Origin of the sequence: Pseudomonas graminis (genome assembly GCF_001705435.1) — a bacterium.
Taxonomy (GTDB): domain Bacteria; phylum Pseudomonadota; class Gammaproteobacteria; order Pseudomonadales; family Pseudomonadaceae; genus Aquipseudomonas; species Aquipseudomonas graminis_B.
Genome location: NZ_MDEN01000069.1, coordinates 847,725 through 872,674, shown reverse-complemented (window position 1 = coordinate 872,674; position 24,950 = coordinate 847,725). Strand labels below are relative to the sequence as shown.

The window sequence follows — 24,950 nt, the reverse complement described above, 5'->3', positions numbered from 1 at the left end:
GATTTGAAGCACTTAATGATTGCTGCTATAGTCGCGAACGCCGCCAAAAGCGGCCTGGACAGCGGACAAACGGTATGACAGCCGGCCCTGCCCAACGCAATTCACGAGGGCGCGAGGCCGTCCTACGGGGCTTTCGGTGACAACGGAAGATATGCAAGCGTAACGAGCGCAGGTGACATGAGGCCTGAAACAAGCCCGATCGCAGAGTGAGTCACTCGCCATCGAGGCCCACGTTCAAGGCCAGTTCACAAAGTGCAGTCGCTGGCAGTCGCACCGGGCGAATGCTTCGGAAACCACGCCTTATTTGAGCCATGACGCGCGAACTTCCCATGGAAGCTTGCGATAAATGCAACCCGCTGCGGATTCAGCGCGCGGCAGCACCCGAATTATCAGGGATACGTGTGGGGTGGAGACGCACAACCGTCGGACTGTGTAGCACAAGGCTTTATTCAAGACGCTTCATATCGTCCGCTACCGATGGTTGATTCCTCCTCCTGACAAAGCTTTTGCTGACAGGGTGTCATTTGTCACCACAGCAAGCAGGAACGTCGTCGCGACTCGGCCCCGCTGGCCGAACCTCGTTAGACACTGGAGTGTTCAAGCACTCCTGACGTGCCCTGACACCGACCGTGAGAAGTCGTGTGTGCCGAACGCCGTTTCCGGCAGCCCGGAAACCGACGGTACTACATGAAAAGAATGCTGATTAACGCAACTCAACCCGAAGAGTTGCGTGTTGCGCTGGTAGACGGCCAGCGCCTCTACGACCTGGACATCGAATCCGGGGCCCGCGAACAGAAGAAGGCCAACATCTATAAAGGCCGGATCACGCGTATCGAACCCAGCCTTGAAGCCGCGTTTGTCGACTTCGGCTCCGAGCGTCACGGCTTTCTGCCGCTGAAAGAAATCTCCCGCGAATACTTCAAGAAGTCGCCTGAAGGCCGCGTCAACATCAAGGACGTCCTGAGCGAAGGCCAGGAAGTCATCGTTCAGGTCGAGAAAGAAGAACGTGGCAACAAGGGCGCAGCCCTGACCACGTTCATCAGCCTCGCAGGCCGTTACCTGGTCCTGATGCCGAACAACCCGCGCGCCGGCGGCATTTCCCGTCGTATCGAAGGCGAAGAGCGCAACGAACTGCGTGAAGCGCTGAACGGCCTGATCGCCCCTGCCGACATGGGTCTGATCGTTCGTACTGCCGGCCTTGGCCGCAGCAGCGAAGAAATGCAGTGGGACCTCGATTACCTGCTGCAGCTGTGGACCGCGATCAAAGAGGCTTCCCTCGACCGCTCCGCGCCGTTCCTGATCTATCAGGAAAGCAACGTCATCATCCGCGCCATCCGCGACTATCTGCGCCAGGACATCGGCGAAGTGCTGATCGACAGCGTCGAAGCCCAGGAAGAAGCGCTGACGTTCATCCGTCAGGTGATGCCGCAGTACGCCAGCAAGATCAAGCTCTACGAAGACAGCGTTCCGCTGTTCAACCGTTTCCAGATCGAAAGCCAGATCGAAACCGCCTTCCAGCGCGTCGTCGAACTGCCTTCCGGTGGGTCCATCGTCATCGATCCAACCGAAGCCCTGGTGTCCATCGACATCAACTCGGCGCGCGCCACCAAAGGCAGCGACATCGAAGAGACCGCCCTGCAGACCAACCTTGAAGCGGCTGAGGAAATCGCCCGTCAACTGCGTCTGCGTGACATCGGCGGCCTGATCGTCATCGACTTCATCGACATGACCCCGGCCAAGAACCAGCGCGCCGTGGAAGAAAAGGTCCGTGAAAGCCTGGAGGCCGATCGTGCCCGCGTTCAGGTCGGTCGCATCTCGCGCTTCGGCCTGCTGGAAATGTCCCGTCAGCGTCTGCGCCCCTCCCTGGGCGAGAGCAGCGGCATTGTCTGCCCGCGCTGCAACGGTACCGGCATCATCCGTGACGTTGAATCGCTGTCGCTGGCCATCCTGCGCCTGATCGAAGAAGAAGCGCTGAAGGATCGCACTGCCGAAGTGCGCGCTCAAGTGCCGATCCCGGTCGCTGCGTTCCTGCTCAACGAAAAGCGCAACTCGATCACCAAGATCGAACTGCGCACCCGCGCGCGCATCATCATTCTGCCGAACGATCATCTCGAAACTCCGCACTTCGAAGTGCAGCGTCTGCGTGATGACAGTCCGGAAGCGCACAGCCTGCAGACCAGCTATGAAATCGCTGCCGCTGCTGCTGAAGTGGAAGAAGTTGCACCGCCTGCCGCCGCTACCCGCACCCTGGTTCGCCAGGAAGCCGCAGTCAAAACCGCACCGGCCCGCGCCAACGCACCGGTTCCGGTTGAAGCCGCTGCGCCGGTTGCCGCTGCGCCTGCACCGGTCGCCCATGAGCCAAGCCTGTTCAAGGGTCTTGTGAAATCGCTGGTCAGCCTGTTCGCTTCCAAGGAAGAGCCTGCTCCTGCGCCTGCCGCCGTGGTCGAAAAACCGGCTGCCGAGCGCCCTGCGCGCAACGACGAGCGCCGTAACGGCCGTCAGCAGAGCCGCAGCCGTAACGGCCGTCGTGACGAAGAACGCAAGCCGCGTGAAGAACGTGCGCCGCGTGCCGATCGCGAAGAACGCGCACCCCGTGAAGAACGTGCCCCACGTGAGGAGCGCGCGCCTCGTGAAGAGCGTGCAGCGCGCGAGCCGCGTGAAGCCCGTGACGAAACCACTGCACCGCGCGAAGAGCGTGCAGCCCGTGCTCCTCGCGAAGAGCGTCAGCCACGTGCCGGGCGTGAAGACCGCAAGCCGCGTGAAGAGCGTGTGCGTGAACTGCGTGAGCCGATCGACGCCGCACCGGCTGTCAACCTGCCCCGCGAAGAACGCCCTGAGCGCGCCCCGCGTGAAGAGCGTCAGCCGCGTGCACCCCGTGAAGAGCGTCAACCACGGAACGAGCAGGCTGCAGTGGCTGCCGAAGACGAAACCCTGCTGACCACCGAAGAGCAACAGGATGACAACCAGGAGCACGCCGAAGGCGATCGCCCTCGTCGTCGTTCACGCGGTCAGCGTCGTCGCAGCAACCGTCGCGAGCGTCAACGTGATGCCAACGGTAATGAAATCGAAGGCAGCGAAGGCGTTGAGGGTTCGGAAGGTTCTGAAGCACTCCACGGCGAAGGCAGCGAGCCGGGTCATGAATCCCGTGACGAAGTGCACGCGAACGCTGACCGTGGCAACGTTGCCGCCAGTGCAAGCGTTGCTGCTGTAGCGGAGCGCGTCATCAGCGCCACCGCCGAAGCCGATGCCCACCGCCAGGCTGAACGTGCGAACACGCCCGTTGAAGCCAGCGCAACTGAAGCGGCACCTGTCGCTCAGGTCTCCGAAGCAGCGCCTGAAGCGCCGGTTGTCGAAACCCCTGCGCCTGAAGCCAAGCGTTCGGTGATGCCGGAAGTGGAAGTGGCAACCTTCGACGCCTCGTTGAGCCCGTTCGAGCGTCAGGTGAAAGCAGCCGCTGAAGCCGAGTCGACCGACGCGCCAGCCAGTGCCGAGATCCCGGTCGCTGTTGAAGCGCCAGCGGTTGTGGAAGCCCCTGCGTTTATGCCAACTCCTGCGCTGGAGCATGAGGCGGTTGAGGTAGCCGTCGCTGAGCCGGTTCACGTCGTTGAGCCTGTCAAAGCGGCTGAGCCTGTTCAGGCTGCCGAGCCTGCCAAGGCACCTGAGCTTGTTCAGATTACTGAACCGGCTCAGGCCGCAGAGCCAGAGCACGCCAAGGCGCCGGCAATCGAAGCGCCGAAAGCCGTCGAGCCCGTTGCTCAGCAGCCAGTGGTCGCTGAACCGGTCATTGCGCCAGCTGTCGAAGCAGCTGCTCAGACCGCGGCACCGGAGATCGTCGCCGCGCCAGTGGCGGTCGAACCTCCTCAGGCGCCGGTTGCAGAACCTGTCGCTGAAGAGGCGCCTGCGCTGCCGGTTGCCAGCAATGGCCGTGCACCGAACGATCCTCGTGAAGTGCGCCGCCGTCGTCTGGAAGCCGAGCGTCAGCAGAAAGAGGCGCAAGCCTCGGATGAGCCTAAACCGCTCGTTTAATCGGCCGTGACCAAAAAGCCCCACCTGTGTGAGCAGGTGGGGCTTTTTTGTGCTTGACGGTCAGGACCGCGGCATGGAGGGCGGTTCGGCCGGGTTGAGATCACCGCGGTTGAAAGGTCAACGCCGCAGGCACGTCCACATCCCATAACACACCCGGGTCGTCGACCTCGATTTCCTTGATGCGCGCACCCTGGAAAAGCCGCTTGGCGCCCTTCTCCCCGGCCAGTGCCATGAGCGCTGGCCCGAACGCACGACCAAAGGCGACGGGATGCCCATACTGTCCGGCATGGACCGGCACGCTGATGGCGCCGTCTTCCACCGAGCGGGCCACGCGTTCGAGTGTGTCAGCATGAATGAAGGGCATGTCGCCCAAGGCAATCAGCCAGCCGCGATGGGCGGGCTCGGCGGAAACGGCAGCGGCGATGCTGTCGCCCATGCCGGGGGAATCCAGCACCACCACTTCATAGCCATGGCGCAGGCCCAACTCGGCCACACTGCAGTAATCGGCTCGGGTCAGCAGGACGGTTTTATCGGCAAGGGCGCTGACGTTGACCAGCACCTGCTCCAGCACCGAACGCTCCGTGCCGTCACGCCCGAGGCATTGCGCCAGCAGCTTGTTGCGGTGCTGACCGGCAACCGCTCGGTAGCGGCTGCCGAGACCCGCTGCCAGCACGATGGCACACAGGGTTTCACTCATGCTCAACCCTCACTGAGTACAGGCGAAGTGGCGCTCAGACCGGAAGACGACGCAGCCGGTCAATAAAGGTTGGGTTCCATTTCCAGCGCAACACCGAAGCGCTCCAGAATGTCCGCCTGAATCCGCTGCGCGAGGCCGAGCAACTGTCCGCCGGATGCTTCGCCATAGTTGACCAGCACCAGCGACTGCAACGCATGGACGCCGGCGTCGCCGTCACGAAAGCCTTTCCAGCCCGCCTGCTCGATCAACCAGCCGGCAGCCAGCTTTACTTGGCCATCGGCCTGAGGGTAGCCGACCACGCCAGGGTGCGTGAGTTTGATCACGGCAACCTGCTCAGCGGACACCAGCGGGTTCTTGAAGAAGCTCCCCGCATTGCCCAGCGTCGCGGGGTCCGGCAGTTTTTCGCTGCGAATGGCGCAGATCGCCCGACTCACGTGCATCGGCGAAGGTTCTTTGATGCCCTGCTCTTCCAGCCGCTGCCGCACCGGACCGTAGTCCAGATGCAGACTCGCAGAATAGCTGAGCTTGAAGCGAACCCGCAGGATCAGCCAACGGTTTGGCTGACGCTTGAACAGGCTGTCTCGATAACCGAATTCGCAGTCAGCCAGGGTAAATTCCCGCAGCTCGCCGCTGTGTCGATCCATCGCGGTCAGGCTGTGGAAAACATCCTTGAGCTCAACGCCGTAAGCGCCGATGTTTTGCATCGGTGCAGCGCCGACGGTGCCGGGGATCAGGCTGAGGTTTTCCAGCCCGGCCAGCCCCTTGGCGAGGGTGTCCAGCACGAAAGGATGCCAGGGCTCGCCCGCCTCCGCTTCAACAATGGCGCCGCCGCAGTCCTCATGGGTGATGCGGATGCCACGGTTGGCCATGCGCAACACGAGGGCGTCGACATCACGGGTCAGCAGCAAGTTACTGCCGCCGCCGATGACCATCAGCGGCACGTCGTGGCCAGACGAATACGCCAAGGCCTCGCGCACGTCGTCGTCGCTGAACGCCTCGGCAAATCGCCGGGCGCGCACCGCCACGCCGAACGTGTTGTAGGGCTCGAGTGGCACGTCGTGCTGTACATTCAGCGTCATGGGTGCATCCGCGAAAACAGTGGAAGAACGGCCAGACCCATGCTCATCACACCTCCAGCAGACGACGAACGCGTTCCAGGTCTTCAGCGGTGTCGACGCCGGCCGGTGGCGCTTCAAGGGCGTCCGCCACATGGATGCGCACGCCATGCCAGAGCGCACGCAATTGCTCCAGGTTTTCGGTGTTTTCCAGCCAGCAAGGACCCCAGCTGACGAAATCGTGGAGGAACCCGGCGCGGTAGGCATAGATGCCGATGTGACGGCGGTACGGCACGCCTTCCGGCAGTACGTCGCGGGACTTCGCCAGCGCATCGCGAGCCCAGGGCAGCGGCGCGCGGCTGAAGGTAAGGGCCAGGCCACTAAGGTCCGAGCAGACCTTGACCACGTTGGGATTGAACAGCGATGCCACGTCCTCGATCGGCTCGGCGAGGGTCGACATGCGCGCTTCAGGGTGTGCGGCGAGGTTGTCGGCAACCTGATCGATCACGGCCGGCGGGATCATCGGTTCGTCGCCCTGGACGTTGACCACGATGGCGTCGTCGGCCAGACCCAGCTGGGCGGCGACTTCAGCCAGGCGATCGGTCCCGGAATTGTGGTCGTCGCGTGTCATCAGTACTTCGGCGCCGAACGCCTGGCAGGCCTCGACGATGCGCTGATCGTCAGTGGCAACCACGACACGCTCTGCGCTGCTTTTGCGCGCCTGTTCCCAGACGTGCTGGATCATCGGCTTGCCGGCGATGGTTTTCAGCGGCTTGCCGGGAAAGCGACTCGACCCATAGCGCGCCGGAATGACAACGGTAAACGCTGCGGTCATTTGTCCAGACGCTCGTCGGTGGTGAGGGTGCGCGCTTCGCTCTCCAGCATCACCGGGATGCCGTCGCGGATCGGGTAGGCAAGGCCGGCGCCTTTGCTGATCAGCTCGGTTTTGTCGGCGCTGAGCTTGAGCGGACCCTTGCAGATCGGGCAGGCAAGAATGTCGAGCAATTTGGTGTCCATAAGAGATCCTGAGCGAGTCATGGCAAAAGACGGGTTAACTGCGAATCGAACCAACTGACGAACGCCGGCGAAGGCACCGCTTCCACGGCCAGGTACCACCAGTCCGACGCGGCAAAGGACGCGCATTTGACGGCGTCCTTCTCGGTCATGACCACGGGCAATGCCGGGGTAAACGACAGGGCCTGGGCGCTGAACACGGCGTGGTCGGCGAACGCATGTGGAACAGGCCGCCAGTGTAGTCCTTCGAGGGTGTTGAAGAAACGTTGCGGATTACCGATACCGGCCACCGCGTGGACCTGCTGCCCCGGCGGGAAATGATCGACCGGCCGGCGTTCACCGCTGACCAGGTTGACCAGCGCCGAGGGCTTGAGTTGAAACCCGAAGCCGTCTTCGCGTTCGGAGCCCGCGCCGTTGTACAGCAGCGCATCCACGCTTTGCAGCCGCTCGACCGGTTCGCGCAACGGGCCCGCCGGCAGGCAGCGGCGATTGCCAAGGCCGCGGACGGCATCGATCAGCACCAGTTCGAGGTCGCGGTTCAGGCGATAGTGCTGCAGGCCGTCGTCCGAGAGAATGAGATCGAGGGGCTGTTCAGCCAGCAAGGCGCGCACGGCCTGCGAGCGGTCTGGGTCGATCATCAATGGCACGCCGGTGCGGTTGACGATCAGCAGCGGTTCATCGCCCGCATGCTCGGCAGCTTGTTGCGGCCGTACGCGCCAAGGCAGGCTCGGCGGTTTGGCGCCGTAACCGCGACTGACCACACCGACGCGCAGTCCGCGCGCCCGGCAATGGTCGATCATCCACAGAATCAGCGGCGTCTTGCCGGTGCCGCCAATGGTGATATTGCCGACGACCACGACCGGAACAGGCGCTTTATAAATGCTGCCCTGCCCGGCGAGAAAACGCGCGCGTTTGCGGTTCACCACGCGCCGGTACAGGCATTCGAGCGGGCGCAGCAGCACCAGCGCCGGATGGCCGTTGTACCAGGCGTCGAGCAGTCGGTCGGTGAATGCCATCAGTTAGCCGATGCGGCCTCGACCGTGGTCATGCGCAAATGAGCGAAACCGAGTTTGCCGGCGGCGTCCATGGCGGTAATCACCGCCTGATGGGGGGTCTTGCCGTCAGCGCTGATCGACAGCGGCAGACTGGTGTCGCCCTCGGATTCCTTTTGCAGGGCATCGATGAGGGTTTCCAGCTTGCTGTCGCCCAGCAGCGTGTTGTTCACCGAATAAACGCCATCGGCGTTGATGGTGATGTCGAGGTGCTTTTTGTCGACGTCATCGGCTGAAGCGCCGGTCACCGCCTGGGGCAGGTCGACGCGCAGCTGAGTTTCCCGGGTGAACGTAGTGGTCACGACGAAGAACAGCAGCAGGATGAACACCACGTCGATCAGCGACACCAGATTGATGTCGATGGTCTCCCTGGGCTTGCGACGGCGGAATTTCACTTCTTCTTGCCCTCGCCACGCGCGGCAGCCTTGAGGTCCGGCTTGGCGTCGGTGAGGTCGACGTCACGATCGCCCTGCACGACTTCCACCAGCTTGATGGCTTCCTGTTCCATGCCGACCACCAGCTCATCGACGCGGCTTTGCAGATAGCGGTGAAAGAAGATGGCGGGAATCGCAACGGTCAGGCCCGAGGCCGTACAGATCAGCGCCTTGGAGATACCGCTGGCGAGCATACCGGCGTTACCGGTCATGCCGCTGCTGGTGAACGAGCTGAAGATGTCGATCATGCCGAGTACCGTCCCCAGCAGACCCAGCAACGGCGCCATGGCAGCGATGGTGCCGAGTGTTGCCAGATAGCGTTCCATCTCGTGAATGACCCGGGCCGCGGCTTCCTCGATGCACTCCTTCATGATCTCGCGACCATGGCGGGAATTGGCCAGACCGGCGGCGAGGATTTCACCCAGCGGCGAGTCGGCGCGCAGCTCCTTGAGCTTTTCGGCGCTCAGCTGTTTGTCCTGAATCCAGCGCCACACCTGACCGAGCAAATGCGGCGGCGTGATGCGGCTCGCGCGCAGGGTCCAGAGGCGTTCAATGATGATTCCGACGGCGGCAATGGAACTCAAAATGATCGGTAGCATCATCCAGCCACCTGATTTGACCAGCTCCCACACAGCGACCACCCCCTGAAAAAAAGTGGCGCCACTCTAACATAGCGTCAGCGCCTCGCCGAACGTGTCGATGAATAACCCTCCCTTTCAGTCACGCCAGAAGCGTCGTGTCCTGCGTTCAGCCCGGGCGTCTTCGTAGGCGCCCAGTTGCAAGGTGATGGCACCCAGCACGGCACTGTCGTGAACCTCCATGGCGGACCACGCGTAACGCGACATCACCACCGGATGGGGATGACCGAACGCATTATTGCGGCCTCGGGAAATCAGCACACCGCGTGCACCCACCGCGCGCAGAAACGCCCGTGACGAAGAACTGCGGCTGCCGTGGTGAGGGGACTGAAGCCAGTGGGCGCTGACGTCGAAGCCGTCGTCGAGCATCGCGCGTTCTGCCGCCACGTCGATATCTCCGGTGAGCAACAGCCGCTCGCCATTGGCCTCGACGCTCAGCACGCAGGAGGCCTGGTTGCCTTCGGCGGCTTGCTCCCATATCCAGGTGGAGAAAATGACTTCATCCCACGTCCATGTTTCCCCGTTACGACAGGACTCGGCCGACAACTCGGCAGGCATGCGCCCTACGTCACCCGTCAGCACACGTGCAACCGGCAGGCCTTTGCGAACGGCGGCAGCACCACCGGCATGGTCGGAATCGGCATGACTGAGCAGCAGCGTATCAAGCTGTCTGATTCCGGCGCGCCGAATGGCTGGCAATACCACGCGCTCGCCGATATCGAAATCACCGAAGCGCGGCCCCGCGTCATACAGCAATGCGTGGTCGCGGGTGCGCAGTAAAATGGCGAGGCCCTGCCCCACGTCCAGCTGCAGCACGTCGACTTGCCCGACGGGCACGGTTTTCTGCGGCGGGAAGAGGCACAGCAACAGCAACGGCCAGCCCAACGGGCGCATCGGCAGGCCTTTGGGCAGCAACAGCAGCAAAGCGCCGAGCAGGCTCACCGGCCAGACCCACATCGGCACCTGCGGACCGGTCCAGGCGGGGGCGAGACCGGCCATGAACGTCAGCCAGCGAAACAGGCCGTCCATTGCGCCGCCTGCCAGCCACAGCAGGCTTTCCCCCAGTGGCGGAATCGCCAGCAGCAGCGTACCAATCAACGCCAGGGGCAAAATCAGCACGCTCACCCACGGCACCGCGAGCAGATTGACGACCGGGCCGCTCACGCTCACCGGCAGGCTCAGCGCCAGCAGCACCGGCAACAGGCCCAACGCGATCAGCCATTGTGCGCGGGTCCAGCTCTGCAACCAGCTCCACCGCCCGAGTCGCCCGCTGAAAATGAGCATCAAGATACCCACCGCCAGGAACGACAGCCAAAAGCCGGGGCGTAGCGTGATGAGCGGCTCGGCGATCAGCACCAGGTTCAGCGCCAGCAACAGCGGCCACGTGGTGCCCAGATGACGGAAGCGCAGACGCCACAGCAGCACCAGACCCAGCATGATGACGGCCCGCTGGACCGGCACTTCAAAGCCTGCCAGCACGCCGTACGCCAGCGCCCCCGCGAACGCCGCGATGCAGGCCGAGGGCAGCCAGGGCAGAAACGGCGGCCATACCCCCCATCGAGCCAGTCCTGCGACGAGGCCGTAAAGCAAACCGGCGAGTAAGCCGATGTGCGTCCCGGAAATGACCAATAGGTGAACGGTGCCGGTGTCCTGCAGGACCTGCCAGTCGGCGGCGCTCAGTCCTGAATCGTCCCCCAGCACCAAGGCGGCCAGACCGCCCTGTCGGCCCTGGGCATCCACACTCAGCAGGCGCTGGCGAATCCCGTCGCGCCAGTTGTCCCGCGCCGGCTCAAGCAGCTGGCCGTCCACCACGGTGCCGGTGGCGCCAATACGCTGGGCCATCAGCCACGCCTGGTAATCAAACGCGCCGGGATTGACCAGCCCGCCCGGCCGCTTGAGTTTGACGGCCAGACGCCAGCGCTCGCCGCTGCTGATCGGCGGACCGCCGTACCAGCCAACGCGGATCTGCTCCGGCAGCCGCGCGCGCCGTGAAACCGGATCCTCCAGCTGAAACCGCACCACGCCGTCGAGGGTCTGGGGCAGGCCGACGACGCGTCCTTCCAGCCAGAGTGTCTGCCCGTCGAGGCGCTCGGCCAGCCGATCGTCCAGCGCGGACGAGGCCGACACACAGGCCCATGTCAGGCCGAACAGGTAAAACGCCAGCGGGTAGGTGCGAAACGGCAGCAGCATCAGCGCGACCACGGGCATCATCAGCAGCAACCAGACAGGCGGCAATGCGGGCAAAAAACGCAACGTCAGCAATCCGAGTGCAAGCGCGAGCATCCCTGTGCGCATGAGGCTTTCCTTGTCTGCGGGCGAAATCGACTTCCATGGCTTAGCTGATGCCCCGGCCCTCGCGTTTATTAATTGTCACAAAGTCTGAATTTGCGTTTGCGACTATCCGTGCATACTTCCCCGAATTTCCCGCCCACCTCGCCGGATTCCCGTATGCCACGCCACCTGATCAAGCGGTACATGCCCGATCCGAACAGCATCCGGGAACACAAATCCTTACGCTTTCTTGGCGCCCTTCTGCACGACCCCAACCTCTGGCACCTCAATCGACACTCCGTGGCGCGCGCAATGGGGATCGGGCTGTTCGCCGCCTTGATGCCGATGCCGTTGCAGATGCTGCTGGCCGCTGTGCTGGCGATCTGGGTGCGTGCCAACATGCCGATCGCTGTCAGTCTCTGCTGGCTGACCAACCCGCTGACGATGCCGCCGGTGTTCTATTGCACCTATAAAATCGGCGCGCTGTTGATGGGCTTGCCGCCGCGGCATTTCCCGGACGAACTGAGCTGGGACTGGATCAGCGGACAGCTGTCGACCTTGTGGCAGCCGTTTTTGCTGGGATCGGTAGTGGCAGGGATTGTGCTGGGCGTGGCGGGGTATTTCGGGACGATGGCGTATTGGCGCTGGTGGGTGGGGCGGCAGTGGAAGGCGCGTCAGAGGCGGCATAAGTCTGTGTAGAAAATGCATGATCGTTCCCACGCTCCGCGTGGTAATGGCCCGTTTGACGCTCCGCGTTACAGTCAACGCAGAGCGTTTGGGGAGGCATTACCACGCGGAGCGTGGGAACGATCGTTCTGAAATCCGTTACTGACGCATCCCGCGTCCGCTCACCAGCAGCCGCGCGCAGCCCAGGTACAGCACGATGGTCGCGACGACCATGAACGCCAGGGCAATGCTGATCTTGATGTCCGACACACCGAGAATGCCGAAGCGGAAGGCGTTGACCATGTGCAGCACCGGGTTGGCAAGCGACACGGTCTGCCAGAACGGCGGCAGCAGGTTGATCGAGTAGAACACCCCGCCCAGATAGGTCAACGGCGTCAGCACAAATGTCGGGATGATGGAAATATCATCGAAATTGCGCGCAAAGACGGCGTTGATGAAGCCCAGCAGGGAGAAAATCGTCGCGGTCAGCAGCACCACAATGATCGTGATCCCCAGGTGATGCACCTGCAAATCGGTGAAAAACATCGACAGCATCGTGACAATCACCCCCACCGCCAGCCCGCGCAGTACGCCGCCGATGGTGTAACCGATCAGGATGGTGTGGGGCGACACCGGCGAAACCATCAACTCTTCAACCGAACGCTGGAACTTGGCGCCGAAGAAGCTCGAGACCACGTTGCCGTAGGAGTTGGTGATCACCGACATCATGATCAGCCCGGGCACGATGTACTGCATGTAGGTGAAGCCACCCATGTCGCCGATCTGCCGGCCGATCAGGTTGCCGAAGATCACGAAGTACAGAACCATGGTGATCGCCGGCGGCAGCAGGGTCTGTGGCCAGATCCGCATGAAGCGCCGGACCTCACGATAAACGATGGTGTTCAGGGCGATCAGGTTGGGGCGCAGCTCCGAGCTCATATCGCCACCTTCGCCAGATTCTTCTCGACCAGACCCACGAACAGCTCCTCAAGGCGATTGGTTTTATTGCGCAGGCTCAACACCTGAATGTTCTGCAGCGACAGCTGGCTAAACAGCGACGTGATGCCGATGGTCTTGTCGACCTGCACCTCAAGTGTCTGGTTATCCACCCGCTTCACCGGGTAGCCATTGAGCTGAGGCGCGGCCTGCAGCGGGTCGCGAAGGTCCAGCAGGAAGGTCTCGACGTGCAGCTTGTTGAGCAGCGTCTTCATGCTGGTGTTTTCGATGATCGTGCCGTGGTCGATGATGCCGATGTTGCGGCACAGCTGCTCAGCCTCCTCCAGGTAATGCGTAGTGAGGATGATGGTGATGCCCTTCTCGTTCAGCTCGGTGAGGAAAGTCCACATCGAACGGCGCAGCTCGATATCAACGCCCGCAGTAGGCTCGTCGAGGATCAACAGACGCGGCTCGTGGATCAACGCGCGAGCGATCATCAGACGGCGCTTCATGCCGCCGGACAACGAACGTGACGGCGAGTCGCGCTTGTCCCACAAACCCAGCTGGGTCAGGTACTGCTCGGCGCGTTCCTTGGCGATCTTCGGCGGAATGCCGTAGTAGCCCGCCTGGGTCACGACAATGTCGAAGGTCTTCTCGAACTGATTAAAATTGAATTCCTGCGGCACCACGCCGATCGAGCGCTTGAGCTGCGCCGGGTTGCGATCAAGGTCGTGGCCGAAGATGTTCACGGTGCCGCTGGTTTTGTTGACCAGCGTCGACATGATCCCGATGGTGGTGGATTTGCCGGCGCCATTGGGGCCGAGCAATGCGAAGAAATCACCCTCGGCGACGTCCAGATCAATGCCCTTGAGGGCCTGGAAACCGTTGCCGTAGGTCTTGGTTAGCTGCCGGATGGACAGAGCTGAACTCATGACTGAACACACACCAATAAAATGAAAAGGAAGATAAACGAATACGAACGTGCAGTTGCCGGGCCGATATGGCCGATCACAGGGGGCGCTGACATTGACGGCGCCGCGCAGCCGGAATGTCAGGCGCAACACATCACTTCAAATGCAGTGGCCGCAATGTTGCGTCCCGATGCCGCCCAAGTACAGCGACATCGATTGATAGTCAGTATTAACTCGACACGGGCTGAACTCAGGTCAGCGCGGTCATGACGGCCTTTCGATACGCCGGACGCTGTTGCAAACGTTCGTACCAGGCTTTGAGGTGGGGCAGCTCGCGACGTTCAATCGGCATTTCGAACCAGGGATAAGCGAAGCAGCCGAGGGGGATGTCGCCCACGCCGAATTCATCGCCCGAAAGATACGGCTGATGCGCCAGGGCTGCATCGACGATGGCCAGCAGGCGCTCGACTTCGGCTTTAGCCGCATTGATCTGCGTCCAGTCCTGCTGCTCGGCGGGGGTACGCAATACGCCCCAGAAGACCGGACGGAAAGGACCGGCCAGCGTCGAGGTGGTCCAGTCCATCCATTTCTCAGCCTGGGCACGTAGCTTGGGGCTGTCGGGATACAGAGACGAGTCAGGCGCGTATTGCGCCGCCAGATAGCGAACGATGGTGTTGGATTCCCACAGCACGAACTCGCCGTCTTCGATCATCGGCACCACGCCGTTGGGGTTCTTCGCCAGGTACTCGGGCTGATCGTTGATACCGAAAGCGCCGCCGGCATTCAGCGACTCGTAATCGAGCCCCAGTTCCTCGGCGATCCACAATGCCTTGCGCACATTGGACGAGTTCTTGCGGCCCCAGATCTTCAACATGTTGTCATTCTCCGTGTGGTCAACGAGCGATGAGTGGCGTTTGCGGCGGGCCACAGTCTACTCCGGGATGCGGGTGTTCAAGCCACAACTTCCTGCGCATCGGCCAGCCCCCGAACTCCGTTGGTAGCACGGGGTCACTATCGATGCGCGGGCCAGAGCGGTCGACTGCGCAGCCGGTTGCGCTTATCGCGCCGTCATCATGGAGGGCTATTTATGTTGTTGCTGTGGATCGTAGTGTTGGTGGTTGGCGTGGCCTGGCTGGCCCATCGCAGGGTTGCACCCTTCCCGGCCCTGGGCATCGTCGCGGTGTACCTGCTGGCAATGGGCGCGTTCAGCCATGCCCATGGCTGGATGGTCATTCCATGGGTGTTGTGGCTGGGCGTCGCGTTGCTGCTGGCGTTGCCGGACCTGCGCCGCAAGCACTTCAGTGCGCCGATGTTCTCGTGGTTTCAGAAAGTGCTGCCGCCGATGTCCGCCACCGAGCGCGACGCCATTGACGCTGGCACGGTGTGGTGGGATGGCGAGCTGTTCAGCGGCCGTCCAGACTGGAACACGCTGCTCAGCTACCCAAAGAGCAAACTGACCGACGAAGAGCAGGCCTTCCTTGACGGCCCGACCGAAGAACTCTGTGCCATGGTCAGCGACTGGGAAATCGGTCAGGCCATGGACCTGCCGCCGCAAGCCTGGGCGCATATAAAAGAACATGGCTTCTTCGCGCTGATCATTCCCAAGGAATACGGCGGCAAAGGCTTCTCGGCCTACGCCCACTCGCAAGTGGCGATGAAGCTGGCGACCCGCAGCGGCGATCTGGCCTCCACCGTGATGGTGCCCAATTCACTGGGCCCGGCAGAGCTCCTGCTGCATTACGGCACCGACGAGCAGCGGAATCACTACTTGCCACGCCTGGCCCGAGGCGACGAGATCCCGTGCTTCGCCCTGACCGGACCGCTGGCCGGCTCCGACGCAGGGGCGATGCCCGACACCGGGATCATCTGCAAGGGCCAGTGGGAAGGTGAGGAAGTCATCGGCCTGCGCCTGAACTGGGAAAAGCGCTACATCACCCTGGGCCCTGTCGCCACCCTGCTCGGCCTCGCCTTCAAGGTCTACGACCCTGAGCATCTGCTCGGTGACGAAACAGACCTGGGCATCAGCCTGGCGCTGATTCCAACCGACACCGCCGGTGTGGAAATCGGTCGTCGTCATGTGCCACTGGGCGCGGCGTTCATGAACGGCCCGAACTCGGGCAAGGACGTGTTCATTCCGCTGGAGTACTTGATCGGCGGCCAGGCCATGCTCGGCAAAGGCTGGATGATGCTGATGAATTGCCTGTCGGTCGGGCGTTCGATTTCTCTGCCTGCAGTCGGTACCGGCGCTGCGAAGTTCACCAGCCTGGTCACCGGCCAGTACACCCAGGTGCGCGAGCAGTTCAACGTACCGTTGGCAGCGTTCGAAGGGATTCAGGAATCCCTCGCGCGCATCGGCGGCAACGCCTGGCTGATGGACAGCGCGCGCATCCTGACCGCCAATGCGGTGGACCTGGGCGAGAAGCCTTCGGTGCTCTCGGCGATTCTGAAATACCACCTGACCGAGCGCGGCCGTGAGTGCATCACCCACGCCATGGATGTGCATGGCGGCAAGGGCATCATCATGGGCCCGAACAATTACCTGGGTCGCTCGTGGCAAGGCGCGCCGATCTTCATCACCGTGGAAGGCGCGAACATTCTGTCGCGCAACTTGATGATCTTTGGTCAGGGCGCCATTCGTTGCCATCCGTTCGTGCTGAAGGAAATGGCCCTCGCCGGTCGTCAGGATCATGACCGGGTGGTGGTGGAATTCGACGGCCTGCTGATGCAACACATTGGTTTCGCCGTGCGTAACGCGGCCAGTACGCTGGTGTTGAACCTGGGCCTTGGGCATTTCGAAAGCGTGCCGGGCGACCGGCTGAGTCAAGGTTATTTCCGCGCGCTGAACCGTCAGGCGGCGGCGTTCGCGATGCTGGCTGATCTGAGCATGATGTTGCTGGGCGGCGAGCTGAAACGCCGCGAGCGTCTGTCGGCGCGGCTGGGCGATGTGCTGAGCCACATGTACCTGGCGTCCGCCGCCCTCAAGCGTTACCACGATCTGGATTACCCTGAAGCGCTGGCGCCGCTGTTTTGCTGGTCCATGGAAGAAGCGCTGGGTGAGTCGGAGCGCGCGCTGGATGAGCTGCTGAGCAATTTCCCGAACCGCATTCTCGGTGGATTGCTGCGAGTGATCGTGTTCCCGTTCGGCCGTCGTCACAAAGGGCCTTCGGACAGGCTCGATGCCCAGGTCGCGGAAATCCTTGGCCGCGCCAAAGGCGATCCGGCGTTGGAATCAGTGCTGGCCGGTTGCTATCGCCCGACTGACGCAGAAGATCCGGTCGGCGCATTGCAGCACGCGAGCGACATGCTCAGCGGCGCCAAGGCTATCCGCAGCAAACTCCATCACGCGGTGAAAAGCGGTCAGGTCAAGCCGGTGGGGGGTGAGCATCTGATCGACGCCGCGCTCAATGCGGGCGTGCTGCAGGCGGCGGAAGCGCAGACCCTGCGTGCGGCAGAGGCGGCACGCCGCAAAGTGATCGACGTGGATGATTTTGATAAGGAAGCGCTGGTCGCCACCGAAGGCAAAACACGCTAACCACAGCGTACCCTGTAGGCGTGAGCTTGCTCGCGATCGCGGCGGGTCAGCAACATACCGTTGGCTGACGCGCCGTCATTCCCAGGCAAGCGGATCGCTTCCTACAAATCGCAGCCCGCGACTTACGTCTACATACACCGCTCTGGCGAATTGTCCTACACTCCTTGGTAACAACAAGAAAAACCCAAGGGGACGCACCATGATTGACCAACGCCTGACCCATCGCTGCCTGCTCTCTGAAATTGCCTCGGGGGAGGATCTTTCCAGCGGTAAGCCGACACAAACCTTGCAAACCCTTCTGATGATGGGCTTCGTCACCCGTATGCCCAGTCCCGACCGCACTTTTGCCCACCTGGCCCTCACTGAGGCAGGCCATCGGTATCTGGCCGGGTTGTGGCATTGAGATAGCCGCAGGCGGCGGGGGGATCTATACTCCCGCGCCTGTTTTTGTCTCTGAGGGCTTCATCATGGCCGACGCCAATCTCGACCACATCATGAATCAGCTGTTGCATTTGCGCGGCATCCTGGTCGCGCTGGGAGAGGCCGAGCAGGTCCCCGAGGAAAGTCATGCGCTGTTTCTGGAGCGTTACGATGAGTTGCTGACGCTGTTGCCGGCTGATCCGATCGAGAGTCAGTATCTGGGGCAGGATTTGTTGTGTCAGGTGATTCAGCGTTATCCGCAGATTGCGCATTTGGTGCCGCGGGATTTGTTGTGGTTTTTCGCCGGCGATTGTCTGCATTTCATGCCGGACGATGAGATTGATTTGTATACGGCGCTGGAGGAGCGTCGGTTTGAGGCGATGGAGAACGAGGAGCCGTTCGACTGGAATCAGGAGAAGCAGTTGTTGGCGATGTCGCAGTCTGAGTCCAAGCATTGATCTGATCTAGCATTGAGGGAAGCATTGAGGGGACCATCGAGGGGACTGATTTATTTACAGCGCTTCACCGTAAATTAATCTGTCCCCGGTCGTCATGCGGCGTGGCTTATGACGCCAAGATCAAAGGCGTCAGCCTAACGGCCTCTGTTTCGCCTTCGGCGAGTTACTTTTAAAAAGCACTAAAAGTAACCAAAAGTGCCTGCTCTCGGTTTGGCCCGACTTCGTCGGGTTCCCTCACTCCGACGACGCTCCGTGGGCCCGCGCCGAACGGACATCCATGTCCTGACGGCGCTCTCGCGGCATCCATGCCGCTCGGCCCACTGCGCGTCGTCTGCGTTCGGCCTGCACCCAAGTCGCGTTCAGCGGTGTCTGGGATATTTATGTATGAAGATCAAAGCGTGGAGCAGATCAACGGCTTCCCGGCTAAAGCCGGTCCTACAGGGAGCGTCGCCGGTCCTACTGACTGCGCTCATTTTGTAGGACCGGCTTTAGCCGGGAAGAGGCCAGTGCGGGTGCCGCAAATTGATCGTTCCCACGCTCTGCGTGGGAATGCATCCCTTGGCGCTACGCGTCACTCTGAACTGGCAGTAATACTTCCACTTTATAAAAGATTCCCTGATCTTACCGATCCGCTAAATGCATTTTTTTTATAATTAGCTTAGCGCCAAATCGAATTTCACAGACCCTCCGCTTGCCCCTATGTTGCTGACTTGCTCCCGCGTGTCCTCTCGCGTCGGTTTGCCCATCAGTGCAAGGAGTTGTCATGAGCGTCGAGTTCATCGGTTATATCGCTACCCAGCCCGGATCGGAAATTCATCCCCGCAGCGGGCCGGCCGTTCAGCCTGAGTACGTGGAGAAAGTCGCCCGAGCCCATGAAGAGGCGGGGTTTGATCGGGCACTGGTTGCCTACCATTCCAACAGCCCGGACAGTGCGTTCGTGGCGTCTTATGCGGCGAGTGTTACGCGTACGTTGAAGTTTCTCGTGGCCCATCGTCCGGGCTTTATTTCCCCCACCGTCGCCGCTCGGCAATTCGCTACGCTGGATGTGTTCACTGGCGGGCGTATTGCGGTGCACATCATTACCGGCGGGGACGATCAGGAGCTGCGCGCTGACGGCAGTTTCATTGGCAAGGATGAGCGTTACGCCCGCACGGACGAGTACCTCGGCGTGGTGCGCCAGGAATGGACGGCCGACAAGCCGTTCGATCATCAGGGTGATTACTACCGGTTCGAGGGCGCTCATTCGTTGGTCAAGTCGCCGCAGCAGCCTCACATTCCGCTGTATTTCGGGGGTGCCTCTCAGGCTGCGCTGGAAGTCGCCGGTAAGCATGCCGATGTCTATGCCCTGTGGGGCGAGACCTACGAGCAAGTAAGAGACATCGTCAAGCAAGTGCGGGCCGAAGCCGCAAAACACGGCCGGACAGTACGTTTCAGTTTGTCGTTGCGGCCCATTCTGGCGGAGACGGAGGAACAGGCCTGGGCGCGTGCGGACACTATTCTTGAACGGGCTAAGGCCTTGGCCCAGGCGTCAGGGGTCGAGCGACATGAGCCGCCGAATGAAGGCTCGCGGCGTTTGCTGGAAGCAGCGGCCCAAGGTGCGCGTCTGGACAAACGCTTGTGGACCGGCATTGCCGGGCTGCTCGGCGCGAAAGGCAACTCCACCTCGTTGGTGGGTACCGCAGAGCAAGTGGCCGAGGCGCTGCTGGATTATTACGACCTGGGGATCACGACGTTCCTGATTCGAGGTTTTGATCCGCTGGAAGATGCGGTCGATTACGGCAAAAAGCTGATCCCGCTGACGCGCGAACTGGTCGCCCGGCGTGAGCAGGACAAGAACGAAAAAGTGGCGTAATCGCCGCCTGCGCTGGGGGTACATCGACATCCCATGCCTAGCGCGCCGCGTAACGGCGCGCCAGGATTAGGTAACACGCCTGATAATCGGTCCCGTGCCGATCCAGTTCGCGGATCAGCGCGTTCCAGTGCCGTGTCACGCCCGGGCCGGTGCCGCTTTTCAGGACTTTGGCCTGTTCTTCCACCCTCTTCACCACTTCTTCAGGCGGGAAGATCAATTCGGCATTGCCCGCGGCCTGCGCGGCAATCTGTCTGTATGTTGCAGGCATATTCGAGGTTGTGCAGCTGTTGAAATCCGTGCTCGACACTCACCCCCGCCGTGAGCAGACCGTGGTTGCGCAGGATCATCACGCTCTTGTCGCCCAGGTCCGCCACCAAGCGTTCACGCTCGCCGAGGTCCTGCGCGATGCCTTCGTAACCGTGGTACGCCACGCGCCCGGAGAACCCGAGGGAATGCTGGGAGATCAGCAACACCGTTCTTCTGCGTAGAGAAGGCAATCCCGTCGCGAGTGTGGGTGTGCAGCACCGCCTGTAAATCAGGCCGCGCTGCATGGATGGCGCTGTGGATTACGTAGCCGGCGTTGTTGATGCCCAGGCCGGTCGAGTCATCGACAATAGCGCCGTCAATGTCGACTTTCACCAGATTGGACGCCTTGATCTCATCGAACAGCAAGCCAAAGGCGTTGATCAGGAAGTGCTCGTCAGGCCCCGGCACCCGCGCGGAAAAGTGCGTGTAGATGTGGTCGGTCCAGCGTTTCAGGGCGGCGATCCGGTAAGCAGCCACCAGTTTCACCCGCACCTCCCATTCTCCCGGGCTGACCCGGTCACGCACGCTGCCCGCGTTGATGGCGGTGCTGATGCCGGACTGAACGGGTAAAGAACTGACGTTGCTCATGCATGACTCCCTGGTGGTCTGGTTCAGACGTAATCGGGGCAGCCTATGCGCTGAGCAAACCATTTAGAAATCACATTTTCTTATAAGATAATTATTAGTTTTTTTATTATCTGGCTGAGCTTTTCATCAGGCGGAGTCGGCTGACAATTAGACCTATCAGCTGCATTAGTGCCATCAGACTGCCTACCGCAATATTTACTGACAGTTCTCCGCCCCGCTTTCAACCGTGTCTAAATCGTCTCATACCGGTGGAGTCCAGCAGCAGCAATCGCCCAGAAGCAGCCATTTGCAGGCGATGCCGCCTCAAGTGCGATGCACAGCGTCTACCCGCTGATTGCTCCGCAACTACAGGACTCCGCCCCGCCCAAGTCTTGGTTTTTCAAACCTCCACTGGTAGCGTGCCGCGCCTCGCGGTATCGCCCGCTCCCCTTTCGTCATCGTTTCCGATTCGGGGACTCGCCGCCCCCTACTCAAGGACGCTGCGCGTTATGCATATGGCGATGCACGGTCATTAGCAAATGGAGTTAACAATGACGCAAAACAGCACCGTGCTGTCCGGCATCCCGCTGGATCAATTTATGGACCGTGTTGAGGTCGAGCATCAAGAACACGGCGCCGACTTTTTACTGGGCCAGTTGCGCGCACAGCCGCTGAAGGCGATCTCGCTGGAATCGATCACCCGTCTGCACGTTTTGTGGGTTAACGCCGGTGACGCTGAAGCAGCCAGAGCGGTGCTTACCGACGACGGCCAAGCTTTGATCGAGGTTACGCCTGACGATGCGCGCAACGAACTCAAATTCAACCTGCTGCTCTACCAACTGCGACTAGGCAACTATTTGAAAGACGAGCAGGGCCTGCTGCAGGCGTTGGACAGCCTGCAGCAACTGACCAAGGAACCGCTGCCGTTCGACATCGAGCGGTACTGGCGCCACCACATCTTCGAAGATCTGCAGCACACAACGCTCGATGTGGCGCTCCGGGCCATCGAAGTGAGCCACACCCTGTCACTGATCACCCCCTGCCGTCACACTTTGCGGGCTTGGGACGATGCCGATCAATACCGGCGCCGGGCCAGGGTACTGGCCGTCCATGACCGTAACGAAGAGGCGCGTGAAACCGCGCTATCGGCAGTTGCCGCTTTGCGCACAGCCAAAGAAGATCAGGATGTCGACGTTAACGACTGGCTGTGGCTGGGCGATTCGCTGATCGAAATCGTACCGTTGCGCCTGGCGATGTTTGAGCAACCTGTGATGCGACTGACCGCAGAGTTGGCACTGCCCCAACGTCGGGAATATGAAGTGCGGCTGGCGCGTTTGGCCGCCCGGTCACTGCACGCCCAAGGCGACCTGGCAGGGGCGTTGAAAATCTGTGAAGTGGCGACGCTGAGCTTAGGGGCCGACGGCGGTGACAACTTCGTTGATTTCCATTTGCCTTGGCTGCTTGAGGACGGCCAGATCGAAGAGGCCGGGCAACGTGCGTTCGTGGAAATTTATGAAATGCGCGACGAAATGTGGCCGGGCACGCCTGCTTGGGTACACGATCGCCTGCTCGATGCCGAGGATGCATCCGCATGGTGGCCGTTGTGCGTGATGCGTGCCTGTGACGATCAAGCGGTGCTGGAGCGGTTCATTTCCGGCCTGCCGTCGCGTGACGAGTCGATGCCGACCTTCGGGCCGCTGCTTGATGCCATGCATGCCAAAGGCCACGAGCTTGGGCAGCTCGACAACGTCTTCACCGAGGCCCTTGCTGAAGCCAGGCGCCGCTCGCCAAACCACCCGTGGATCAATCGCCTGTTGGCGGTGCGGGAACGCATTGCCGGTCGAATCGACGCCAACACTGAACTTGCCATGCTCCGCGAGGCAGTCCCCGCCGGCAATATGCAGGACAACCGCAGCGCCTTCAGCCTGCTTAGCGCCCACGCGAGTGTGTTCGGCATTATCAATGCCCTGCGCCAACCTTTACCTCCACTGGCCGGTGGTATGTACTACTACCGGTTTGCGGTCCACACCGAGGGTCTGGTCGAAACGCACGTCGAGCAACTCTCGAGCGATGAGGCAGACCACGCCTGGGCGCTGCTGAGCCAAGTACAAAAGGCTGCCTACGAACACGGCCAGGCTCGAATGGAGCAATGTTTCTCTAGCGGCCGCGGGCACCGCTTCGATGCCTGTGCGCACCTGTACTCAATGCTGTGCAACAACTTGGCAAATAACTACCGGCGCTACAACGACCAACGCATGTATGAGCAGGCCATTGAGCTGCATTCCCGAGGCATCGCCGCCAGCTCGTTCGCAGAACATTATCAGGGCATCCTCGAAAACCGAATTCTGCTGGAGGACAACGAGGGCATCGCCGACGCTGCCGAACGCCTTTGGCACTACGCAGCCGACTATGGCTACAGCCGCCACGACCCTGAAGAATACCTGCTGGGTGTCACCCGTGCCCTGCACCGCCTGGACCGCAACCGTGAAATATTGATCTGGCTGGAGCGTATTCTCCAATGGCAGGAAGAGCGCGGCGTATGCGACCAAGATTTGGAGTACTCGGAGCTGTTCGTAAGGACGAAAATCGCCTTGTACTTGTCGTTCAGTCTGCCGGAGGCGGCCACCAGCTTGTGGCTGCGCTACGCACCGCACATTAACGAACGCGACGAGGCATCCCTCCTGGGCTGCGCCGGAGAAGTACTTGAAGGGCTTGGCCGCAAGGAAGAAGCTTTGGCGTATTACCAGCGCTCCATCCTGCAAAGTGACCCGAACAACGCGGCCGACCAGCACAATATCGAAATTTTCCGCCAGAGCATCGCCGAGCTGGAGGCTGCTGGAAAACCGGACTGCAAGACCTGGTGGCAGATATGGCGGTGAAACCGCAAGCGCGACAATCCGGTTACGCCTCGCGCAACGCACTCAATGCTGATCAGCTCAAGCGCGGGATTGCTGAACGCAGCAAGGCCCGCGGTGATGCGCCAGAGGTGGGCAAATGGTTGCTCAATCATTATTACCGTCATCTGGTCGGCAATTTCGAACCCGCGCGGCGGATCCTGACCCTGGAGCAGGCTGCCGAAGCACTGGGCTCCGAGCCGCCCTCATGGGTGCCAAGGCATTTGAGCGACGCCGGCAAAAATTCGCAGCAGACACCCCCGCCGCTGGTTTGGGTCGATCCGCATCAAGCGCCACTGCTGGCTCAAGAGGCCTTGCTGGTGGAGTTCCTGACCTCTCGCCAAGGCACGGCGCTGGCCGGTAAGCTCGACCGCATCAACTGCCCGCAGGCGCTGGCGCTGTGGCAAAAAGAACATGCGCAAATGGCGGAGCGGGTCGAGCTAGGCTGGCGCAAGAGCGCCCCCGAGGCATTGCTCGCTCGGGTGACCACCGCTGAGCACGTATTACAGGAGCTGCGCGCCGAGAGCCCCTCGCTGCGCGCGGAAATGGCCTTTGAAAGCTACGTGATGCGCCACTGCCTGGGCCAGTTCGCTGATCGTCGTGCCTTGACCGGCGGCTACGGCGAGCGCTACGCAGAAGCGCTGGAGCAGCGGCGCATGCGCGTGTTCAGTTTTCGCGACAGCCAGGGCCAGCCACACATCACCATCAGCCTGATCGTTCAGGCCGACGGCACCTTGACCGTCGAGCAGGTCAAGGGCAAGCAGAACCGGCCACCGGTCGAGCGTTATTACCAGGACTTGCTGCAGTGCCTGAATGCCCTCGGCACCGACCTGCAGACGCCCGACGACTGCATTGCAATCGGTATCGTGCGCACCGAAGTCGGTTGGCAGCGAATCGAAACCGTCAGCGACCCGGCCGCTCAGAGTCGTCTGATAGCCTGTTATCCGCAACTGTACGATTGCCTAGATGCGCCCTCCGCCATGGTCGAATGGCTGGTGGCCGGACGTCAGCCACAGCAGTTCCTGCAGACTGCCCCGCACGCGGCTTCCGTCAAGTACGCCACTCGCCACATATTCTGCGAACGCGTTGAGCGTCCGTCTGATGCCCCGCTGTACCTGACCGAAGATGTGCAGTGGCCTGATATGACCTCGCCGCTGGCCGGAGAAATCCAAGCATGGCAGGCTCGGGCAAGGTAAGGAGAACGGCATGTTTTTAAGTATT

Annotated in this window: 19 protein-coding genes and 1 pseudogene; 8 read left to right on the top strand and 12 right to left on the bottom strand. The window is 61.5% G+C overall.

The annotated features are described in order from the left end of the window. The first annotated feature begins 687 nt into the window (after window positions 1–687). Complete coding sequence (gene rne / locus BBI10_RS26150) at window positions 688–4,026, top strand: ribonuclease E (RefSeq protein ID WP_432213770.1); 3,339 nt, start codon at window positions 688–690, stop codon at window positions 4,024–4,026. Window positions 4,027–4,126: 100 nt separating this feature from the next. Here the strand turns inward: rne and BBI10_RS26145 are convergent, their stop codons facing one another. The 8 genes from BBI10_RS26145 to BBI10_RS26110 form a co-directional block, all read right to left on the bottom strand. After that, window positions 4,127–4,723 carry a nucleotidyltransferase family protein gene (locus BBI10_RS26145; RefSeq protein ID WP_065993117.1) on the bottom strand — a complete coding sequence of 199 codons (597 nt, stop codon included), beginning with the start codon at window positions 4,721–4,723 and terminating at the stop codon, window positions 4,127–4,129. 59 nt (window positions 4,724–4,782) lie between these two features. After that, a complete protein-coding gene (gene murB, locus BBI10_RS26140; protein ID WP_065993116.1) occupies window positions 4,783–5,802 on the bottom strand; it encodes a UDP-N-acetylmuramate dehydrogenase in 1,020 nt (339 codons plus the stop codon). A gap of 46 nt (window positions 5,803–5,848) precedes the next feature. Then, window positions 5,849–6,613, bottom strand: coding sequence for a 3-deoxy-manno-octulosonate cytidylyltransferase (kdsB, locus tag BBI10_RS26135; RefSeq protein WP_065993115.1), 765 nt, complete (start codon window positions 6,611–6,613; stop codon window positions 5,849–5,851). After that, entirely contained in the window at window positions 6,610–6,795 is a 186-nt protein-coding gene (locus tag BBI10_RS26130) for a Trm112 family protein (protein WP_003174668.1), read from the bottom strand. Before BBI10_RS26130 ends, kdsB begins: the two co-directional genes overlap by 4 nt. A 17-nt stretch (window positions 6,796–6,812) precedes the next feature. Next, window positions 6,813–7,808 (bottom strand): tetraacyldisaccharide 4'-kinase, encoded by a 996-nt coding sequence (lpxK, locus tag BBI10_RS26125; RefSeq protein WP_065993114.1) that lies wholly within the window; start codon window positions 7,806–7,808, stop codon window positions 6,813–6,815. Continuing rightward, complete coding sequence (locus tag BBI10_RS26120; protein ID WP_065993112.1) at window positions 7,808–8,239, bottom strand: ExbD/TolR family protein; 432 nt, start codon at window positions 8,237–8,239, stop codon at window positions 7,808–7,810. Before BBI10_RS26120 ends, lpxK begins: the two co-directional genes overlap by 1 nt. Then, entirely contained in the window at window positions 8,236–8,910 is a 675-nt protein-coding gene (locus BBI10_RS26115; protein ID WP_065993110.1) for a MotA/TolQ/ExbB proton channel family protein, read from the bottom strand. The genes BBI10_RS26120 and BBI10_RS26115 overlap by 4 nt, the downstream gene beginning before the upstream one ends. A gap of 84 nt (window positions 8,911–8,994) precedes the next feature. Further along, window positions 8,995–11,211 carry a DNA internalization-related competence protein ComEC/Rec2 gene (locus tag BBI10_RS26110; RefSeq protein WP_065993108.1) on the bottom strand — a complete coding sequence of 739 codons (2,217 nt, stop codon included), beginning with the start codon at window positions 11,209–11,211 and terminating at the stop codon, window positions 8,995–8,997. A 153-nt stretch (window positions 11,212–11,364) separates the two neighbouring features. Here BBI10_RS26110 and BBI10_RS26105 point away from each other — a divergent pair, with 153 nt between their 5' ends. Then, window positions 11,365–11,886 (top strand): DUF2062 domain-containing protein, encoded by a 522-nt coding sequence (locus tag BBI10_RS26105; RefSeq protein ID WP_065993106.1) that lies wholly within the window; start codon window positions 11,365–11,367, stop codon window positions 11,884–11,886. Window positions 11,887–12,012: 126 nt separating this feature from the next. Here BBI10_RS26105 and BBI10_RS26100 read toward each other — a convergent pair whose 3' ends face one another. The 3 genes from BBI10_RS26100 to BBI10_RS26090 form a co-directional block, all read right to left on the bottom strand. Beyond that, window positions 12,013–12,792, bottom strand: a complete 780-nt coding sequence (locus BBI10_RS26100; RefSeq protein WP_065993104.1) for an ABC transporter permease — start codon at window positions 12,790–12,792, stop codon at window positions 12,013–12,015. Beyond that, on the bottom strand, window positions 12,789–13,721 hold the full coding sequence (locus BBI10_RS26095; RefSeq protein WP_065993102.1) for an ABC transporter ATP-binding protein: 933 nt from the start codon (window positions 13,719–13,721) through the stop codon (window positions 12,789–12,791). Before BBI10_RS26095 ends, BBI10_RS26100 begins: the two co-directional genes overlap by 4 nt. A 229-nt stretch (window positions 13,722–13,950) precedes the next feature. Then, window positions 13,951–14,574 carry a glutathione S-transferase family protein gene (locus BBI10_RS26090; RefSeq protein ID WP_065993255.1) on the bottom strand — a complete coding sequence of 208 codons (624 nt, stop codon included), beginning with the start codon at window positions 14,572–14,574 and terminating at the stop codon, window positions 13,951–13,953. 213 nt (window positions 14,575–14,787) lie between these two features. On the opposite strand from BBI10_RS26090, the gene BBI10_RS26085 reads away from it, so the two are divergent. The 4 genes from BBI10_RS26085 (at window position 14,788) to BBI10_RS26070 (ending at window position 19,962) form a co-directional block, all read left to right on the top strand. Then, window positions 14,788–17,232: an acyl-CoA dehydrogenase gene (locus BBI10_RS26085; protein ID WP_065993100.1), complete on the top strand. Its 2,445-nt coding sequence runs from the start codon at window positions 14,788–14,790 to the stop codon at window positions 17,230–17,232. A 199-nt stretch (window positions 17,233–17,431) separates the two neighbouring features. Further along, the gene (locus BBI10_RS26080) at window positions 17,432–17,635 is read left to right on the top strand and encodes a hypothetical protein (protein WP_065993098.1); all 204 of its coding nucleotides are present in this window, start codon (window positions 17,432–17,434) and stop codon (window positions 17,633–17,635) included. Between the two features lie 64 nt (window positions 17,636–17,699). Then, entirely contained in the window at window positions 17,700–18,110 is a 411-nt protein-coding gene (locus BBI10_RS26075) for a PA2817 family protein (RefSeq protein WP_065993096.1), read from the top strand. 763 nt (window positions 18,111–18,873) lie between these two features. Continuing rightward, entirely contained in the window at window positions 18,874–19,962 is a 1,089-nt protein-coding gene (locus BBI10_RS26070) for an LLM class flavin-dependent oxidoreductase (RefSeq protein ID WP_065993094.1), read from the top strand. A gap of 37 nt (window positions 19,963–19,999) precedes the next feature. Here the strand turns inward: BBI10_RS26070 and BBI10_RS26065 are convergent. After that, a pseudogene (locus BBI10_RS26065) lies at window positions 20,000–20,856 on the bottom strand (class II aldolase/adducin family protein). A gap of 530 nt (window positions 20,857–21,386) precedes the next feature. On the opposite strand from BBI10_RS26065, the gene BBI10_RS26060 reads away from it, so the two are divergent. After that, a complete protein-coding gene (locus BBI10_RS26060; RefSeq protein WP_065993092.1) occupies window positions 21,387–23,714 on the top strand; it encodes a hypothetical protein in 2,328 nt (775 codons plus the stop codon). Beyond that, window positions 23,705–24,925: a hypothetical protein gene (locus tag BBI10_RS26055; RefSeq protein ID WP_065993090.1), complete on the top strand. Its 1,221-nt coding sequence runs from the start codon at window positions 23,705–23,707 to the stop codon at window positions 24,923–24,925. The genes BBI10_RS26060 and BBI10_RS26055 overlap by 10 nt, the downstream gene beginning before the upstream one ends. Window positions 24,926–24,950: the final 25 nt, after the last annotated feature.

What these genes read in the sequence shown, in the direction of transcription:
- BBI10_RS26075 (WP_065993096.1), top strand. Translation starts at nt 17,700, where the DNA reads ATGGCCGACGCCAATCTCGACCACATCATGAATCAGCTGTTGCATTTG.
- lpxK (WP_065993114.1), bottom strand. Translation starts at nt 7,808, where the DNA reads ATGGCATTCACCGACCGACTGCTCGACGCCTGGTACAACGGCCATCCG.
- BBI10_RS26145 (WP_065993117.1), bottom strand. Translation starts at nt 4,723, where the DNA reads ATGAGTGAAACCCTGTGTGCCATCGTGCTGGCAGCGGGTCTCGGCAGC.
- murB (WP_065993116.1), bottom strand. Translation starts at nt 5,802, where the DNA reads ATGACGCTGAATGTACAGCACGACGTGCCACTCGAGCCCTACAACACG.
- kdsB (WP_065993115.1), bottom strand. Translation starts at nt 6,613, where the DNA reads ATGACCGCAGCGTTTACCGTTGTCATTCCGGCGCGCTATGGGTCGAGT.
- BBI10_RS26055 (WP_065993090.1), top strand. Translation starts at nt 23,705, where the DNA reads ATGGCGGTGAAACCGCAAGCGCGACAATCCGGTTACGCCTCGCGCAAC.
- BBI10_RS26085 (WP_065993100.1), top strand. Translation starts at nt 14,788, where the DNA reads ATGTTGTTGCTGTGGATCGTAGTGTTGGTGGTTGGCGTGGCCTGGCTG.
- BBI10_RS26060 (WP_065993092.1), top strand. Translation starts at nt 21,387, where the DNA reads ATGACGCAAAACAGCACCGTGCTGTCCGGCATCCCGCTGGATCAATTT.
- BBI10_RS26100 (WP_065993104.1), bottom strand. Translation starts at nt 12,792, where the DNA reads ATGAGCTCGGAGCTGCGCCCCAACCTGATCGCCCTGAACACCATCGTT.
- BBI10_RS26110 (WP_065993108.1), bottom strand. Translation starts at nt 11,211, where the DNA reads ATGCGCACAGGGATGCTCGCGCTTGCACTCGGATTGCTGACGTTGCGT.
- BBI10_RS26105 (WP_065993106.1), top strand. Translation starts at nt 11,365, where the DNA reads ATGCCACGCCACCTGATCAAGCGGTACATGCCCGATCCGAACAGCATC.
- BBI10_RS26090 (WP_065993255.1), bottom strand. Translation starts at nt 14,574, where the DNA reads ATGTTGAAGATCTGGGGCCGCAAGAACTCGTCCAATGTGCGCAAGGCA.
- BBI10_RS26095 (WP_065993102.1), bottom strand. Translation starts at nt 13,721, where the DNA reads ATGAGTTCAGCTCTGTCCATCCGGCAGCTAACCAAGACCTACGGCAAC.
- rne (WP_432213770.1), top strand. Translation starts at nt 688, where the DNA reads ATGAAAAGAATGCTGATTAACGCAACTCAACCCGAAGAGTTGCGTGTT.
- BBI10_RS26070 (WP_065993094.1), top strand. Translation starts at nt 18,874, where the DNA reads ATGAGCGTCGAGTTCATCGGTTATATCGCTACCCAGCCCGGATCGGAA.
- BBI10_RS26130 (WP_003174668.1), bottom strand. Translation starts at nt 6,795, where the DNA reads ATGGACACCAAATTGCTCGACATTCTTGCCTGCCCGATCTGCAAGGGT.
- BBI10_RS26080 (WP_065993098.1), top strand. Translation starts at nt 17,432, where the DNA reads ATGATTGACCAACGCCTGACCCATCGCTGCCTGCTCTCTGAAATTGCC.